14 protein-coding genes and 1 tRNA gene are annotated in these 14,642 nt (G+C 62.5%); 7 read left to right on the top strand and 8 right to left on the bottom strand.

Going from position 1 to position 14,642, the window contains the following annotated elements; translation table 11 throughout:
• Window position 1: 1 nt before the first annotated feature.
• The 4 genes from NA12_RS25420 to NA12_RS25405 all read right to left on the bottom strand — a co-directional run bounded on the left by NA12_RS25420 (window position 2) and on the right by NA12_RS25405 (window position 2,901).
• On the bottom strand, window positions 2–1,156 hold the full coding sequence (locus NA12_RS25420) for a S8 family peptidase (RefSeq protein WP_084473099.1): 1,155 nt from the start codon (window positions 1,154–1,156) through the stop codon (window positions 2–4).
• A gap of 13 nt (window positions 1,157–1,169) precedes the next feature.
• Window positions 1,170–2,189, bottom strand: a complete 1,020-nt coding sequence (locus NA12_RS25415; protein ID WP_067456376.1) for a trypsin-like serine peptidase — start codon at window positions 2,187–2,189, stop codon at window positions 1,170–1,172.
• A 178-nt stretch (window positions 2,190–2,367) separates the two neighbouring features.
• On the bottom strand, window positions 2,368–2,523 hold the full coding sequence (locus NA12_RS25410; protein ID WP_157106414.1) for a hypothetical protein: 156 nt from the start codon (window positions 2,521–2,523) through the stop codon (window positions 2,368–2,370).
• A 132-nt stretch (window positions 2,524–2,655) separates the two neighbouring features.
• On the bottom strand, window positions 2,656–2,901 hold the full coding sequence (locus NA12_RS25405) for a hypothetical protein (protein ID WP_067456555.1): 246 nt from the start codon (window positions 2,899–2,901) through the stop codon (window positions 2,656–2,658).
• 211 nt (window positions 2,902–3,112) lie between these two features.
• Here NA12_RS25405 and NA12_RS25400 point away from each other — a divergent pair.
• Window positions 3,113–3,185 (top strand) — tRNA-Asn (locus NA12_RS25400).
• Window positions 3,186–3,910: 725 nt separating this feature from the next.
• Here the strand turns inward: NA12_RS25400 and NA12_RS33285 are convergent.
• From NA12_RS33285 to NA12_RS25390, 3 genes are read right to left on the bottom strand one after another with little or no spacing between them, the layout of a single operon-like run.
• Window positions 3,911–4,564 (bottom strand): LppA family lipoprotein, encoded by a 654-nt coding sequence (locus tag NA12_RS33285; RefSeq protein WP_084473091.1) that lies wholly within the window; start codon window positions 4,562–4,564, stop codon window positions 3,911–3,913.
• Window positions 4,561–6,330 carry an alpha/beta hydrolase gene (locus NA12_RS25395; protein ID WP_067456369.1) on the bottom strand — a complete coding sequence of 590 codons (1,770 nt, stop codon included), beginning with the start codon at window positions 6,328–6,330 and terminating at the stop codon, window positions 4,561–4,563. Before NA12_RS25395 ends, NA12_RS33285 begins: the two co-directional genes overlap by 4 nt.
• A complete protein-coding gene (locus NA12_RS25390; protein ID WP_132370202.1) occupies window positions 6,327–6,644 on the bottom strand; it encodes a hypothetical protein in 318 nt (105 codons plus the stop codon). Before NA12_RS25390 ends, NA12_RS25395 begins: the two co-directional genes overlap by 4 nt.
• A gap of 124 nt (window positions 6,645–6,768) precedes the next feature.
• Between NA12_RS25390 and NA12_RS33865 the strand changes: the two genes are divergently transcribed.
• The 6 genes from NA12_RS33865 to NA12_RS25360 all read left to right on the top strand — a co-directional run bounded on the left by NA12_RS33865 (window position 6,769) and on the right by NA12_RS25360 (window position 13,573).
• Window positions 6,769–7,338 carry a hypothetical protein gene (locus NA12_RS33865; RefSeq protein ID WP_132370204.1) on the top strand — a complete coding sequence of 190 codons (570 nt, stop codon included), beginning with the start codon at window positions 6,769–6,771 and terminating at the stop codon, window positions 7,336–7,338.
• Window positions 7,339–7,872: 534 nt separating this feature from the next.
• Window positions 7,873–10,620, top strand: a complete 2,748-nt coding sequence (locus NA12_RS25380; protein WP_132370206.1) for an AAA domain-containing protein — start codon at window positions 7,873–7,875, stop codon at window positions 10,618–10,620.
• A gap of 418 nt (window positions 10,621–11,038) precedes the next feature.
• Window positions 11,039–11,371, top strand: a complete 333-nt coding sequence (locus NA12_RS25375) for a WXG100 family type VII secretion target (RefSeq protein WP_067456552.1) — start codon at window positions 11,039–11,041, stop codon at window positions 11,369–11,371.
• Window positions 11,361–11,648, top strand: coding sequence for a WXG100 family type VII secretion target (locus tag NA12_RS25370; protein ID WP_067456357.1), 288 nt, complete (start codon window positions 11,361–11,363; stop codon window positions 11,646–11,648). The genes NA12_RS25375 and NA12_RS25370 overlap by 11 nt, the downstream gene beginning before the upstream one ends.
• 6 nt (window positions 11,649–11,654) lie before the next feature.
• Window positions 11,655–12,953 carry a putative toxin gene (locus NA12_RS25365; protein ID WP_067456354.1) on the top strand — a complete coding sequence of 433 codons (1,299 nt, stop codon included), beginning with the start codon at window positions 11,655–11,657 and terminating at the stop codon, window positions 12,951–12,953.
• Window positions 12,950–13,573 carry a HEAT repeat domain-containing protein gene (locus NA12_RS25360; protein ID WP_067456351.1) on the top strand — a complete coding sequence of 208 codons (624 nt, stop codon included), beginning with the start codon at window positions 12,950–12,952 and terminating at the stop codon, window positions 13,571–13,573. The genes NA12_RS25365 and NA12_RS25360 overlap by 4 nt, the downstream gene beginning before the upstream one ends.
• 16 nt (window positions 13,574–13,589) lie before the next feature.
• On the opposite strand, the gene NA12_RS25355 is transcribed toward NA12_RS25360, so the two are convergent.
• Window positions 13,590–14,000 carry a hypothetical protein gene (locus NA12_RS25355; protein ID WP_067456348.1) on the bottom strand — a complete coding sequence of 137 codons (411 nt, stop codon included), beginning with the start codon at window positions 13,998–14,000 and terminating at the stop codon, window positions 13,590–13,592.
• Between the last annotated feature and the right edge of the window lie 642 nt (window positions 14,001–14,642).

Below are 14,642 nucleotides of genomic sequence, written 5' to 3'. Positions count from 1 at the left end.
ACTACATCGGCGACCGGTCGATGCCCGCCTCGACCAGCGCCGACCTCGCCACGTCCTTCGCACAGGCGGTGAGCGCGCCGAACGCGCTGATCCGGCTGAACGTCTGTCCGGTGTGCACGACATTGTCGTTCTCATCGTCGCCGTCCACGATCGGCACCGCACCCGCCAGCAGCCATCTACGCACCTCGGCGACCGACGGCAACGTCCCGGTCACCCGCAGATGGAATTGCTGAACCAGCAGCACGATGCCGGCCACCACGGGTGTGGCCTGACTGGTGCCGTGCTGGATCGACTCGCCGCTGTCGTTGCGAATCCCCGACGAGGTCGTCGGGGCGCCGGGCGCGAAGATATCGGTCGCGCAGTCACCGCCCACGCTCGAGTGCAGACGCTGTGAGAACGGGGTGATCCGGTCCGGAGCCGTCGAGAGGGCGGTCGCGCCGGAGCCGTAGCTGAATGCGCCCTCATCGGCGTCGTAGACCGCGCCCACGCTGATCGTCTGCCGGAAGATCGCCGGATAACTCATGCCTTGGCCACTGTTGTGGCCGAAGTAGTCGTTGCCTGCCGCGACACAACAGGCGACACCGACGTCGGTGAGTTTCCGGATCGCGTCGCCGATGCCGTCACCGGCGAAATCCGCGTCCGAGATGTTGTTGTCCGATGCGCCGAGCGACATACACACCGCGGAGATGCCCAACGCCGCCCGATTGGCCAGCACCCAGAGCAACGCGTCCCGGATCGCGGCGAAGCTCCCGCCGCCGGAGTTGCCGAGGACCTTCACGGGCACGATATTCGCGCGCGGCGCCATCCCGGTGTGCACCCCGCCCGCGCAGATGATCCCCGCGACGTTGGTTCCATGCCCCTGGCCGTCGCCGGCATCGGTGGGCGACCCATTGTTATCGGCGGTGAAGTTCCGGCTCGCCCGCACCCGGCCCGCGAAATCGACGTGCGTGGTGCGCAGCCCGGTATCGAGCACGGCGACCGTCATACCGGACCCGTCGACATGGAACTCGGCGCGCGCCTGCGCCGCGCGCACCAGCAGATCGACCTCGAGCAGTTCGGGCATCACCGTCAGGTCGCTCTGCAACGGCTTCTCCACGGGGACAACGGATTCGTAGGCGAGGCCGGTTACCGGCTCGGCGGAAATGGTGTCGGACATGATGACCACCTCCCTAGAGCGCCGAGTACGCGATGACGAAATCGAAGACGTCGCGCGTCATCCGCCGTCCGAAATTGGGTTTGGTATTGTCGCCGATCGCACCGGCGGCACCGCGGAGCACGCCGACGACGTAGGGCCATCCGTCGGTGTCGTACACGTAGAGGCCCGAACCGCTGTCGCCGTACCACGCGTCCATGAAGAAGTTGATGTACTGACCATTGAGAACGCCGTTGCCCTCGTTGCCCCAGATCTGGGGTTGGGCCTTGTCGCTCGGATGGCCGTAGAGATACATCCGGTTGCCGCTCACGACGTTGTCGGGCGCGACCCACAGGCCCTTCCACCCCGACGCACGGCCAGGGAAGTCGCCGTATCCGGAGAATTCGATGACGGCGTAGTCGAACCGCGCGTCGCCGCCGGCGTTGTTGATCCAGCCGTTGGGGACAGTCACGTTGTAACCGCCGTGGCTGCCGAAGGGCATCGGTGTCGGGTCTTCGCGGTCGGTGCCGGGCGCGATGGAGGGCAGCCGAAGCCAGCTCGTCCCGTTGTGCACGACGTGCGCCGCGGTCAGGGCGGTAGACGGCCCGATCATCGTCCCCGACCCGGAATATCCCCCGCTCGCGAGGGCGAGGTAGGCGACCGTGCTCATCGGATACACCGTGTTGTCGCGACGCACGACCCGGTTGTCCGCGCCGATGATTCCCGAAAACGCGTGCAGCGAAGAGGAATCGACCTGTTCGGACTGCGAGCGCGGCAGCGCGGTGTAGGACGAGGTGCGCCGTTCGCCGTCCGCCCGCAGCAGCTCGATGAACGAGGTGTTCGGGGTGTCGACCGTGTATTCCTTGCCCTCGTTGAAGATCACCGGGCGCAATGCCTCGGCGAGTTCATAGTCCGGCATCTCGAGCACAGGCCCGAGTTCATCGCCGTACGGCGGTTCGACGCGGGGGTAGACCGCGTTCGGTGAAAGTTTCGCGTCGCCGATCAGAGTCAGTGGTTGGCCCTTGGGCGATGTCAGCGTGGTGATGGCGATAGACATCTGTACTCCTCGACACTCGAGCGGCTTCGATGTCCCAAACGCCGACGTCAGCCGCAGATTTTCAGGCTGATCTGAACGTACGAGGATGTGTCCGAACCCACACGAGTACCCGGCTACCCCACTTTGGGGGGAGTACTACGCGCGCCGAACTGCCGGGAAGCGGCGCGGCCGAGCACTGCTAGCTCTGGTCGGGATCTTCGACAGCGGCCAGAAAGGTCGGCAGATGGTTTCCGGGGACCGGCGCGGCGGGCTCCGCGCTCCCATCGCCGAAATGCTGGGCGCTGAACAACGACACCGGTTCGGCGCCGGCAACATTCAGTTGCGGATCGGTCATGGTGGTCCCCCGTAAATCGGTGTGACTGAGGTGAGTTTCGCCGAGTCTGCGCATCAGTATGATTCGACAGTTGGATATTCGTCCGCACGCGCTCGACGGCACGAGCGGACCCTACCCCGAGACCGGCCCAGTTCAGCGACGCAACTGGTTTTGTGGAACCAACACCGTGGTGCGCTCATCGATCGGCTTCATCGGCTCCAGCTTCGGCTGCGTGCTCAACTTGTCCGACAGCTTCTGCCGACCCACCGACACCAGCTTCCTCGTCACCGGACTACCCGCGACCGCCCGCGAGGCCGCGGTGATCTGTTCGTAGCGGGCCCGACCGGCCTTCGTACCCAGCACATAACCGGCCGCCACGCCGATGATCAACCGCAGCATCTCCTGGAGCTCCTCCCACGTCTGTGTGCAGGCTCCATCCTGCCCCAGCCGCCCCACCCGTGTCGATCCGGCCACCATTCGGCAGCACATCGTCATACGCCGCATGTCCGCAGGTAGCGCCCCGATTTGGGTTCCCACGACACGATGCGCTAAAGTTTCATCTCGGTCAGCCCGCCAAGGCCGACCGCCTGAGTCTAACCACCCAGGGCAATCCCCTATAGCTCAATTGGCAGAGCAGCCGACTGTTAATCGGCAGGTTTCTGGTTCGAGTCCAGATGGGGGAGCATATAAAAGCCCTCTACCAGCGCAAGCAGGTGGAGGGCTTTTCGTGTGCCCATGCAAATTCGCCCAGACCGACTGTTGGTGGCCTACCTGTATCAGCGCCGATATGGTCGAAGCCGACCGCCGAAACGACCCGCTAGCTGACGGTACATCCGCCCTCGCGTTTGCGGGGTGGACCGTCGATGTCATCGCGAGCTGGTCACAGAAACCTCGGTCTGGGCCGGTTCGGCAGTGTGTGAGGTCGCTTGTCGGCGTACCAGGCGTACTCGATACGGCGGGACGATTCTGCGTGCTAGGTCAGCGGCGTGTGGGTTCTCGGCAACGGCCCGATCGGGCTCGAGTGCGACATCGTTGTGTCGGATGAGTGCGACGCAGTAGGCCTTGTAACGATGTTCGGGTACCCGGCAACCGAGGTTAGAGGTCGATCGGACGTCCCTCCTACAACGCTGTCAGACGAGACGAGCCTGCCCACTTAGGCTGCGTCGGCGTAGTGGCTGGGTAAAGCTGACTGGGCTTCCGAAGTTGACCCCCACTAACGACGACGCCGCGACCCGGTTGCTCGACGCGTATCCCCGGGCAGGCGGCTACGCCGACACGATCCCGGAGATCGGCTGCCGCCCGCAGAACTAGACAGCAGTCGCCGTGGTCATCGCTAATGGCTCACCGAAATCGAAGACCGGTGGCCTGGTCTTGTAACTGAAGGCCGCGACATCCAATCGCCGAGGTTTCACCGAATTGGGGAGCTGTACTTGTTGGCAGGCAGGTGGCATCCGATGTTGGCCGAAATTGTGGTTCCTGCGGCTTTGTACGCGGTTGCGGCGGAATTGTAAACAGAAATTCTGGTTCCATCGGCCCGGTCGATCACGGTGATTGCCGGAACTTCTGGATACTTCGCCGATCGGACCGTGTGATCTTTGAACTCAGTTTCGAGACCGAGCGGTGCGATCAAGGCACGAATGCGATCGTAATACTGGGGCCACAACTGTTCCGGGATAGGCGATTGACTAGTCGAGTACGTCAACCGACCGAGATGTCCATAAGTTCGGTCGAACGGAGCCACGCACTGACGCGGCGGTTCATGGATGTCGCGAACGGTCCACTGCGTCGCCGGAGATACTGCGGACGCCGCCTCTTGGAGCGCCTTCGAAATTTCGACTACTTGTTCCGATCTTTCCTCCGCACTGACGCGCTGCTGCAGAACTTCGGCAGCTTCAGCGGTCTCCTCCGGACTGGTCTGGTCGTCGCGATACGGATCTTCACCCCAGGTCGCCCACGCCCACATGCCAACCACGAACACGACGACAAGCACACAAGACCCGATGACAGCCGATACCGCCAGTAGAATCTGCCGGTTTCTCTTGACCTGCCCTTCCGAGGTCATCGCCCACCACCACCCGGATCTATTGCGTTCTGAGGCAGGCCGGCGACCACCGCAGCCAAGTTGTAGCCGCTGCGATGCAACTGGCCTGTTGAGTTGTCGACCCTGCCGTACTCGGAATGCCCTTCAGCGCCGGTGTAGGTGGTATCGCCGATCGTGACCTCATCGGTGCTGAGATGTGTCACCCAGGGCATCTGATTAGGGCTTCGGCCAAAGGAATTGAAGTTCCCGACCCACTCTTTCTTCTCGGTCATCTCGTACACGTGACCAGGCTTCACCCCGAGGTCCTCCGCGGACTCCACGGCATCGTTGAATCCCGCCAGGTTGAAGGGGTTGGGGCCGTTGTTGATCTGGAGATCACCGCCGATTCCTGGCGACCCGTAGAACACGACGTCGTCGACCGCACCGCCCTTTTCCTGGAGGGCGAGGCTTGTTGCCAATGACCCGTACGAGTGTCCGAGGGCGGTAATGTGCGGATCGGTGTTCTGGTTGGCTACTTCGAGACCCTGGTAGAAGTTCGACAGCGGTACCGCGGCCTCTTGCGCACGGTTTTGCAGTCCAACTTCCGGATAGGTCATGCCCTTCTGCGGCGGGTCATACCCCATCCACGCGATCGTCGAGACCTTGCTATCAGGAGCACCCGCACCGATCAGTTGCGACTGCGCCTGATTCTGCAGTGCTCCGGCTTCGTTGACCATCGACGGTAACGACTCGCGCACGTTGGACGTCAGCCCCGGCGTTGTCACCGAGATGTGGTCGGCAGTGTCGGGATCGCCGACGGCAATCGCAGCACGAACCTGCTCGCCGTTAGTGGTGTCGAGCATCAGAAGTTTCCGCGGCTGTCCGGTTTGGGCTTCCGCCAATGTCTGGTCGATTGCCTTCAGATCAGCAAGTCGTGCTTGCTTGTCCTGCAATTCCTGCGCTGCGCCGATGTTCTTGGGGTTGCTTCGAACGACGGAGGCAAGGCGGGTGACCTCCTGATCCAACCGGTCCTTCTCAGACGCCAGATAGGTCAGATTGGCTTGGTGCCGCACATCGGCAGGTAGCCCATCCATGCTCCCGATCGTCGAGGGCATCGTCTTGACCGCCTCCGTCTGCTGCTCGGGTGTCAGCGAGTTCCAGTACTTTCGATTCTCCTCGGCCGTTCCACCTTTCGGCGGTTGCGGAACAGAGACTGGAGCCTTCGGCGCGCTGCTGTTCTCGAACCCGGCATCATCGGGCAGACCGGTGAACGCGGCCTTGATCGCGCTAGTCGCCACTGTGTCCACATCCGCGGCGTTCGCCAATGCCCGCTTCAATACCGCAGTACACGCATCCGCATCCGTCGTCAGCGCCGCAATCGCAGTGCTGTACCGGTCCGCGTCACCACCAACGGCGGAGTAGACCGCACGCTTGGTGATCTCGGTGATCTCGCAGGTGCCGTCAGGCTTGACCTCAAAGTTTTTGGGCACCGCCTCGGCATTGGTCTTCGCATTCGCTACCAGCGTCTTGGCGACCTGATAGTTCGAAGCGCTGAACGTGGCAGTCGTCTTACCTTTGTCCAGCGAGGTCAGCACGACCATCGACTGAGTGCGCACGGTCTCGAATCGGGTGCGCATCGCTTCGCTGGCAGCGCCCTTCCAGGACTCGCGCGAACTGTCGACCGTTCGCCACTGTTCGTCCATCTCGGTGCGGAGCTCGGTGGCTTGCCGGTTCCACTCGTTCGCCAGCGCCGTCAGCGACTCAGGCCGCCAGCTCAACACCTGCGCAACGGTCAATGCCTTGCTCATTTGATCCCGCCGCCCACCTTGGTGATGCCGTCGGCGTTGGCTTGATCGCGTTGCTGAAAGGCGATGATCGCGGCGACCGTCAAACCACCCAACTCCGCCAACGCGGTTCCGGCGGACTGCATCGACTTATCGGCAGCGCGGGCCGCGTTCTTGCACTCCTCGGAGATGTCGCCGCCAGGGAACGCGTCGAGCATCCCGTCCGGGAGGGAGCCGCCCTTGCCGATCACCTGAACGTCCTGGCCAGCAGTCCCCAAACCGTCAGCCAGCACCCGCGCGGCAGCCGGATCGAGATCAAGATCATCGTAAGCGCCCACTGCACTCCCCCGCCTTGTTGGCAAAACCCCTGGAAAGCGCCCCCCGGGGTGCCGTCACTCAAACGTGATCATTCCGCGGTCACCTTATACTCTGGGTCAACGCGACGTCGAGGGGAGACACATCGTGGAAGACATCGACCCACTGTCCAAAAACGTCAACCACCTGCAGAATTCGCTCGTCGCGCTATCCGCCGCCCGGCCCGACAGCGACCTCGTCCGACTCGAGGTGGGCCAGGACGGGACCATCCTCGATGTCCAACTGTCGGCCGCCGCCAGGGCCCTGACGCCCGACGCTCTCGTCACCGAGCTCGTCCGGGTTCACACTGTGGCCATCGCCGAATCCCACAAGGCGATATCGGCCGCCATCGCGGCCCTGGAGGCCGACCCACGTCTCGCCGCGCTCACCGAACGCAGGGCCGACGCTCTCAACCAACCGCTTCCCGAAGTCCGGTCAGTGCCGACCGCACCGCAGCGCGCCCCGGCACCACCACGTCCGGCTGCGTCGCAGCCACCATCGCCATACTCCCGCCCCGCTACTGCGAGGCCGTCCGCACCAGCCGCCGATTTCGACAGCGCTCCCCCGCCCCCTCCACGTGCGGCGGAACAGCCTCGGCCTCAAAGCCGCCAGCCGACTCCAGAGGAGGAAGAAGAGATGGATAGGTACTACGGCCGCAAGACATGGCTCGAGTACTGAACCAGGAATGCCGCCAGCGGTTCCGATGAAGTGGTTCGATGGCGTGGCCGCTCGGGCAAGCGCCCGATGCATCATTCGAGTTCCTGCGCGGCGCGGGGAGATCGTCGACGAGTTCGGCAGAAAGCACAGCCAGCTCGCAGCGCCGGCTGACCGGTGATCCATGCGAGATTGTCGAATTCTATTGCTGAGCCGACACTTTCGGCAGCGGGCGGTAGCCTTTGAACCGCGCGGGCATCGAGCTGCCACTGTGGCTGCGGGCGCGTAGAACTAGTACGGTCCGCTGGGGAGTTCGGGCGAGGGGGTTCGGTGGTCGATCCACGGGTTGTCGCGGTGGTCGTTCGACGGAAGGATAACTGGGTCCCCGAGGACAAGACTTTGGAGATCCAAGGGTATGAACCTGGGCCACAACGAATCCGGGTGCGTTTCGGCGGTTCGACGGACTACTCGTATGGATGGGATCGAGTAGCGATTCTCGAACGACCTACACACCTCTCACTGGGGACTGATGTGCGGGTTCTCGTCGATGGTTCGCCGGTGGATGCCGTCGACGCCTACCTGTTCGCCGGTCCGTCCGAGTTCGGCTCGTGGTGGCACGTGGCACACAGCAACGGAGGCTGGGATGCTTACCCCGTCACTCGGGTGCAGGTGGTGCCGAATGCCGCGAGTCTCCCCCGCGCACGCGATGTGCTCGCCTACTGGTGCGCGGTGGCGGAGCAGCTGAAGGACGATTCCGGGGTTCTACTTCGGAACCACCAGAGCCTGGAGTTCATCCATCCGGACAGCGCGTTGGCCAGGATTCTCGCGCGGGCACCAATCGACGGGCTGCCCGATGACCAGATGACACTGCCGGTATATCCGTTCCACACCAACATCAGCCAAAGCACGGCCGTGCGCAATGCGTTGCGCGCCCCGATCTCGGTGATCGACGGCCCACCAGGCACAGGAAAAACGCAAACCATCCTCAACATCATCGCCTCGGTCATCTGCCGACCGGGCGCGACAGCGGGAGTGGTGGCGTTCAGCAACTCCGCGGTCGACAACGTCTTCGAGAAGCTGACCAAGGAGGGCTTCGGACTGGTGGCGGCGAATCTCGGGAAGAAGGAGAAGCGCGAGGAGTTCTTCCAGAGTCAGGTCACCCGCAATGTTGCCGTCGACGCGCTGGTAAACGCGGTCGCGGGCGGTGCCACCGATGCCGCCGCTGAACTCGGCGCGGTGAACCGACGTCTGGTGGCATTGCAGGAGCAGGACCGTGAGCGCGCCCGGCTGCGCCAGCAACTGCACGCCTACCAGCTCGAGCAACGGCACTTCCAGTCGTTCTTCGACCGCAACGCTGTCCCGGATGCCGATGCTCTGCCCCTGTTGCGTCGCTACAGCGCTAACAAGCTACTCGACTTCATCGCGGACACCGATCCGAACTGGGTCGGCGACAGTGGATGGGCGCGATTGGTCGACACGATGAACCGGTACTTCAAATACCGGGCGCTACGTAAGGTCGACGCGGACGACACCGAGGTCGTTTTGCGTATTCAGCGACTGTATTACGAGAAGAAGATCGCCGAACTCGAACGGCAGGTCGAGAAGTTGACCACGGCGCTGGCGGGTAGGAACTTCGCTGAGCTGCAGGCCGACCAGACGCGACTGTCCCAGCAATTGCTCGAGGACGCGTTGCGTGCCCGCTACGGTGCACAGTCGCGGACTATCCACACCAACCGCTATCGACAACAGTTCGGGCGCTTCGCACAGGACTATCCGCTGATCCTGAGCACCTGCCATTCGCTGCAGAACAGCATCGGGCGTGGCACACTGCTGGATTATCTGATCATCGACGAAGCGTCACAAGTCGACTTGGTGACTGTCGTTCCGGCCTTGGCCTGCGCGCGCAATGTCGTCGTGGTCGGTGATCTGGCGCAACTGCCCCCGGTGACGACCAACCGCACCGACCTACCCCAACCACCCGAGCCGGTCTTCGACTATCGGCGCAGCATTCTGGCCACGATTCTCGACCTGTATCCCGAGCATGTGCCCCGGGAGATGCTGCGGGAGCACTACCGGTGCGATCCCGACATCATCGGGTACTGCAACCGAAAGTTCTACCGCAACAGGCTGATTCCCTATACCAGCAGTACACCGGGCGTGGCTCCGATGCGCATCGTCCGTACCGAACCCGGCAACCACATGCGCCGCAGCTACCGCGATGACGACCCGATGTCGCGAGGGCTCAGCAACCAACGTGAGATCGATGTGATCCGACACGAAGTCCTGTCCTGGGTGTCCGCCGATTTCCCGCCACATCGCGTTGGGGTCACCACGCCATACCGCCGTCAGGCCAACAAGGTGGCCGACGCGTTGATCGAGTCCATCGAATCCGACACCGTGCACAAATTCCAAGGCAGGGAGAAGGACGCGATCGTGATGACGACGGTCCTCGACGACACGCACAGCGGCGAGAAGGCTCTGCAATTCGCCGACGACCCGAACCTGATCAACGTCGCCGTGTCCCGCGCGAAGCGCTTGTTCGTCCTGGTCACGCACCCTTCCGAACTGCCCGCGAGCAGGCATCTGCGCGATCTGATCGGATATATCCGATACCGGGACCCCGCCAACGCGGTCATCGACAGCGACGTGGTGTCGATCTTCGATCTGCTCTACACCGAATACAACCAACGGCGGCGCCGCAATCCACAGATCGGGTGGGGGCGGACCCAGTGGGATTCCGAGGACATCACACTCACGATGCTCAACGGCGTTCTCGCCGAACCCGGACACGATCACCTCGCCGTCCACCCACAGGTCTTCCTCGGAAACGTGTTCTCGCATGGGTGGGAGCGCCTGGACATCGAACATCGCAAATTCATCCGCCGCCGAGCGTCTTTCGACTTCGTTCTCTACAACCGGATCACCAACCAGAACGTGGGTGCCATCGAAGTGGACGGCTTCAGCACTCATGAGGCGAACCCTGACCAACTAGCCCGCGACGCATTGAAAGACGAGATCTGCCGCCGCTACAATTTCCAGCTGCTGCGCCTGTCGACTACCGGAAGCCAAGAGAAAACGAAAGTCCGGCGGTTCCTCGGCCTGCTGCCTTGGCGCTGCCCAATAAGGGGTAGTTCAGGTTGCGTTCCCCTCGCGCACAGATTCGTGTCGGATGTCATATTCTTCAGGCCTTTCGGTGTGCGACATCTGGGCGCCGTGCGCGCTCGACACGCGGCAGATCGGAGCACCCCAGAACCGAGCCCGATGCTCGACGACGAACTTACAAACTATCGCCCTCCCGCGCGATGAAAGTTGTTGGAGCATTGTGGATTTCGATCGCCTGCTCCGACTCGGCGATCTTGCGTTTCTACTCGCTGTCGTAATCGTCACGATGCCGGACAGCCTTAGCCTTGGTCGATTCGTCGTACTTCGCTGGCATGGTCTGCTCGTCTTCCTCGAGAAGGGCGGTGACAACCGAACCCATGGCGGTTCACTGCTGTGAGTCGGAAATCTCACCTCGGCTGCCGCCTGTCTACCGGGATGGCATGAGCCAGCGATGTTGTGATTGATTCAGTCGCCGCGCTCCGTCAACACGGGAGCGACGAATCGCATTTGACCAGGTGAAGGGCCAGTTCAGAGGTCCACATGCCCATTGGAAGTCGATTGCCATTGTCACCCCGCTTCGAAGGATGCGCTATGTTTGGCCGGTATCATCGAGGGGGATCGAATGACAACACCCGAGACGTTCGTAGCTGCGCCTGCCGAGCTCGTCGCTGCAGCCAAGGCGATACGAGATTTGCTCGACGGCCTTTCTGGTGGGTTCGGGTCACTGGACCGAGACGTCACTCAGCTGACAGATACATGGAAGGGCAGCCAAGGCGAACTTTTCGCTGCCGGATTCTCTGACGTACGGGAGGGGCTGTCGGAGCTGCTCGATGCCATCCGCGACACTACCGTTGCGTTAGATGCCAGTTCAGAGGCCTACCTCGGCCAGGATGGCGTCAACGCCGCAGCGATCGAATCGGTAGCCTCGTCATTGGATCTGCCGGATGTCTCATAGCGTCAACCTCGAACTACTGGACTCCATCGTGGCGAGGATGACGGGCTTCGGGGGGTTCTTCGACGAGCAGATCACAGCCTTCGATACCGCGATCAGCAAACTGCAGACCGGGTGGGAAGGCGACGCCGCCTCCGCCCAACAGGCCGCGCATAGTCGACTCATGGCCGCTGCGAAGGAAATTCGTGACGGAATCGAGGACATGCGGCAGTCAGTGCAGGCCGCGCATAGCAACTACACCGAGGCGATCGCTGCCAATGTGGCGATGTGGCGGAGCTGACCGGTTGTGGCGGAACTCGACGTCAATCCGGAGGCGTTCTACGAACTGTCCGGCGCATACAGTCTCGCGAGCCGGTCGGCGACAACCGCGTTGACGAACATGGACCAGGAACTCCGTGACGCGACGCATATCAGTGGAAACGACAACAGCGGTGCGTTGTGGGCGCAAGGCTACTGGACCTCAGGCATCGAAGCCGTCGTCACCGCGGGCAAGGCTACCGACGTCCTCGCGAAGATGGCAGCGCTGATCCGCCAGAGCGGTGTCAACCACGACCAATCCGAAAACGCGGAGGACTACAACACCGGAAAGCAGCTACCCTCCTCCGATCCAGGGGCGAAGACCTTTGTGCATCGCCCACTGAAGTCCCCGTCGGGCGGCACCCGGCCGAAACCGGTCGGATGGGAAATCGTCATGGGCCTCACCACGAAGTGGATCGATGGCAACGCCGATCGGATGCAATCGGTAGCGACCAGTTGGCAGACCGTTGCCTCGGTCTATAGCACGCTCGACACCGATCTGAACCCCAAGATGAAGACCCTCGCCTGCTCGACCAGTGAGGAAATTCCCGACATCGACGAAGCCCACAAGTCCGTGGTTGGCGGGTTGGAGATCCTCGGCGATGCGCTCCGTCAGCAGGCCGGTGCAGTCGATGGGTACGCCGTCGTTCTACGGGCCGCACAGGAGGGCGCGGAGTGGGAGATGCAACTGCAAACTGTGACTCAGGCAATCAATACAGTCAACGCCGCCACTATCGGACGACCTATCAAGAAACTGATCCTGGATGCGGCCGAGGCTGAGATTGAGCACTCTCGCAACAAGATTCAGCGAATGCTCGATGGCCTCGCCGATGCACAACGCGTGTCGTGCGGAACGTTCACCGCGGTGTCTGCGACGGTAGTCAGCGCGGTGAACACCAATTTCACACCTATTCTCAACAAGCAGTTGAAGAACCCCCCACCTCCGACGAAACCAGCGACCGCGCGCCGGAACAAGCTCGAAGGGGCGAAAGCCGAAGCGCGGGCCGGCATCGACACCAACAAGACGAAGGAATCGATCCCTTCGGTGACCGGCAGGCGCAATGCCGTACCGGACGACCTCGATCACACCACCAAACGCCTCACCGAGGTCAAGAATGTTCAGTACCAGAGCTACGATAACCAGCTCAAAGATGACATGGCGTATTGCCAGGCCAATGGGTATCAGTTCGTCCTGATCACCGACCACAACACCCGCCTCACCCAGGAGTTACAAGATCTCGTGAACCAGGGCAAGATCAAACACACCACGATGGACTTCCGAAGTTGACCCCCACGGACGACGACGCTGCGACCCGCTTGCTCGACGAGTATCACCGGGCAGGCGGGTATGCCGACACGATCCCGGAAATCGGCAGCCGCCTGCAGAACTCACCAGCGGTCATCGTGGTGATCGCTCAATGGCTCACCGAACTCGAAGACCGGTGGCCGGGTCTTGAAACTGAAGGCCGCGACCTGGCGCGGCTGAGCTTGACGAATGCCCTGAACCGCAAGGAATCGCGCAAGACCACGGCGATCCCGGCGCTGATCAGCCAGTTCGACCATGCCAAGGCGGCAAGCGCGCGCGTGCGGTGGGCGGCGGGCAACGCCCTCTACAAGATTCCGGCCGGCAAGGAGTACTTCGAGCAACTCGCCGACATCGCTGCGGACCACCGATTCGGGGCTGATCGGCAGATGGTGGTTGACTGGCTCGGCAAATCGAAGCATCCCGATGCTGCCGCGGTCGCTGCCGCCCAACTCGACGATGAGACCGTGCAGGGGCACGCTCTCGATGCGCTGTCGAAGCTGCGAGCTCAAGGCGTGCGTAACCTGGTTGAGCCGTTCCTGACCTCGAAGTTTCCTTGGTATCGGCGCAATGCGGAGCGGATCATCCGCTACGACCAGGGCTGAGCTTCCCCTTCACCGTTCACCAGATCAGGTGTTGGGCAGCGAAGCCTTCCAACGGCTCGGCGGTGACCGTACCGCTGGAGATCGTGTAGGGCTTGAGCACGCCGATCGCCGGCCCGTTGGAATGTTCGATGTGCACCTCGATCCCGCTCGTGCCGGTTTCCGGCAAGGAGACGTCGACCACGACCGCAGCGGCTCGGATGTCGGTTCGCATCGCTTTGAGCGCGCCGAAACTCATCTCCTTGGCACGCCGAGCGTCCCCGGTCCCCGCCCCGAAGAGTTTCCTATCGCCGGAGGCATCGATCGCCATGCTGAAGGGGTAGAACTCGCCACGCTGGGTCAGCTGCTCTTCGGCCAGGGTCAGCACGGCGTCGAGCAGGTCGTCCATGTCGTCTTGGACCGGTTGGGGTGTGGTCTCCCGCCAGGACATCGGCAATCTCTCCTCGGTTGGTCGGTCGCGACGCCGAGCTGGCGACGAAGTCAGTCACGATCGTACGCAAAGCCGACGGAGGGACTGTTGAACGTGTAGCCGTATGCGATTGCCCTGGCCTGTCAGGACTCGAATCGCAACACGAAACAACACGGAATCATCGGGAATCAATGAGACCGAGCGGGATCCAGCGGGAACACCTCGAACACCAAATCTACAGGTGAGGGGCTGCTTTGAGAAAGTTGAAAACCGTCGGGAAGCAAAGCATTTAGAGCGGCAGGTTCTGGTTCGAGTCCAGATGGGGGAGCATAAAAAGCCCGCTACCAGCGCAAGCAGGTGGAGGGCTTTTTGGTTGTCCGGGCAATTTCGCCCGGATCGACTACTTTCCGACTACAAACGCGGAACTACTTTCCCCTCCACGAACTGGTCGAGAGCCTTTCTTGCGTCGGGGCCGACAGTGCACCGATCAGATCCACGTCGTAGCCGATCGGCGGAGGGCAATCTCGCTTGCGCTGCTCCATCCGCTCGCGACGCCGGTCGAGCATATCCACCGCGTAGCCGGGAAGGGCAATGGTGTCCTGGGGGGCACTTGGGGTCCCTTGGGTCCCTGTCGCGAACCACGCGGACCAGGCCCTTGCCTCG

Source organism: Nocardia alba NBRC 108234 (assembly GCF_001612665.1).
GTDB classification, from domain to species: domain Bacteria; phylum Actinomycetota; class Actinomycetes; order Mycobacteriales; family Mycobacteriaceae; genus Nocardia; species Nocardia alba.
Note: the sequence above shows the minus strand (reverse complement) of the source record. Positions and strands in the feature narration are given on the sequence as shown.

Excerpts from the sequence above, each read along its gene's own strand:
- NA12_RS25420 (WP_084473099.1), bottom strand. The coding sequence starts at position 1,156 with ATGTCCGACACCATTTCCGCCGAGCCGGTAACCGGCCTCGCCTACGAA.
- NA12_RS25415 (WP_067456376.1), bottom strand. The coding sequence starts at position 2,189 with ATGTCTATCGCCATCACCACGCTGACATCGCCCAAGGGCCAACCACTG.
- NA12_RS25410 (WP_157106414.1), bottom strand. The coding sequence starts at position 2,523 with ATGACCGATCCGCAACTGAATGTTGCCGGCGCCGAACCGGTGTCGTTG.
- NA12_RS25405 (WP_067456555.1), bottom strand. The coding sequence starts at position 2,901 with ATGCTGCGGTTGATCATCGGCGTGGCGGCCGGTTATGTGCTGGGTACG.
- NA12_RS33285 (WP_084473091.1), bottom strand. The coding sequence starts at position 4,564 with ATGACCTCGGAAGGGCAGGTCAAGAGAAACCGGCAGATTCTACTGGCG.
- NA12_RS25395 (WP_067456369.1), bottom strand. The coding sequence starts at position 6,330 with ATGAGCAAGGCATTGACCGTTGCGCAGGTGTTGAGCTGGCGGCCTGAG.
- NA12_RS25375 (WP_067456552.1), top strand. The coding sequence starts at position 11,039 with ATGACAACACCCGAGACGTTCGTAGCTGCGCCTGCCGAGCTCGTCGCT.
- NA12_RS25370 (WP_067456357.1), top strand. The coding sequence starts at position 11,361 with ATGTCTCATAGCGTCAACCTCGAACTACTGGACTCCATCGTGGCGAGG.
- NA12_RS25355 (WP_067456348.1), bottom strand. The coding sequence starts at position 14,000 with ATGTCCTGGCGGGAGACCACACCCCAACCGGTCCAAGACGACATGGAC.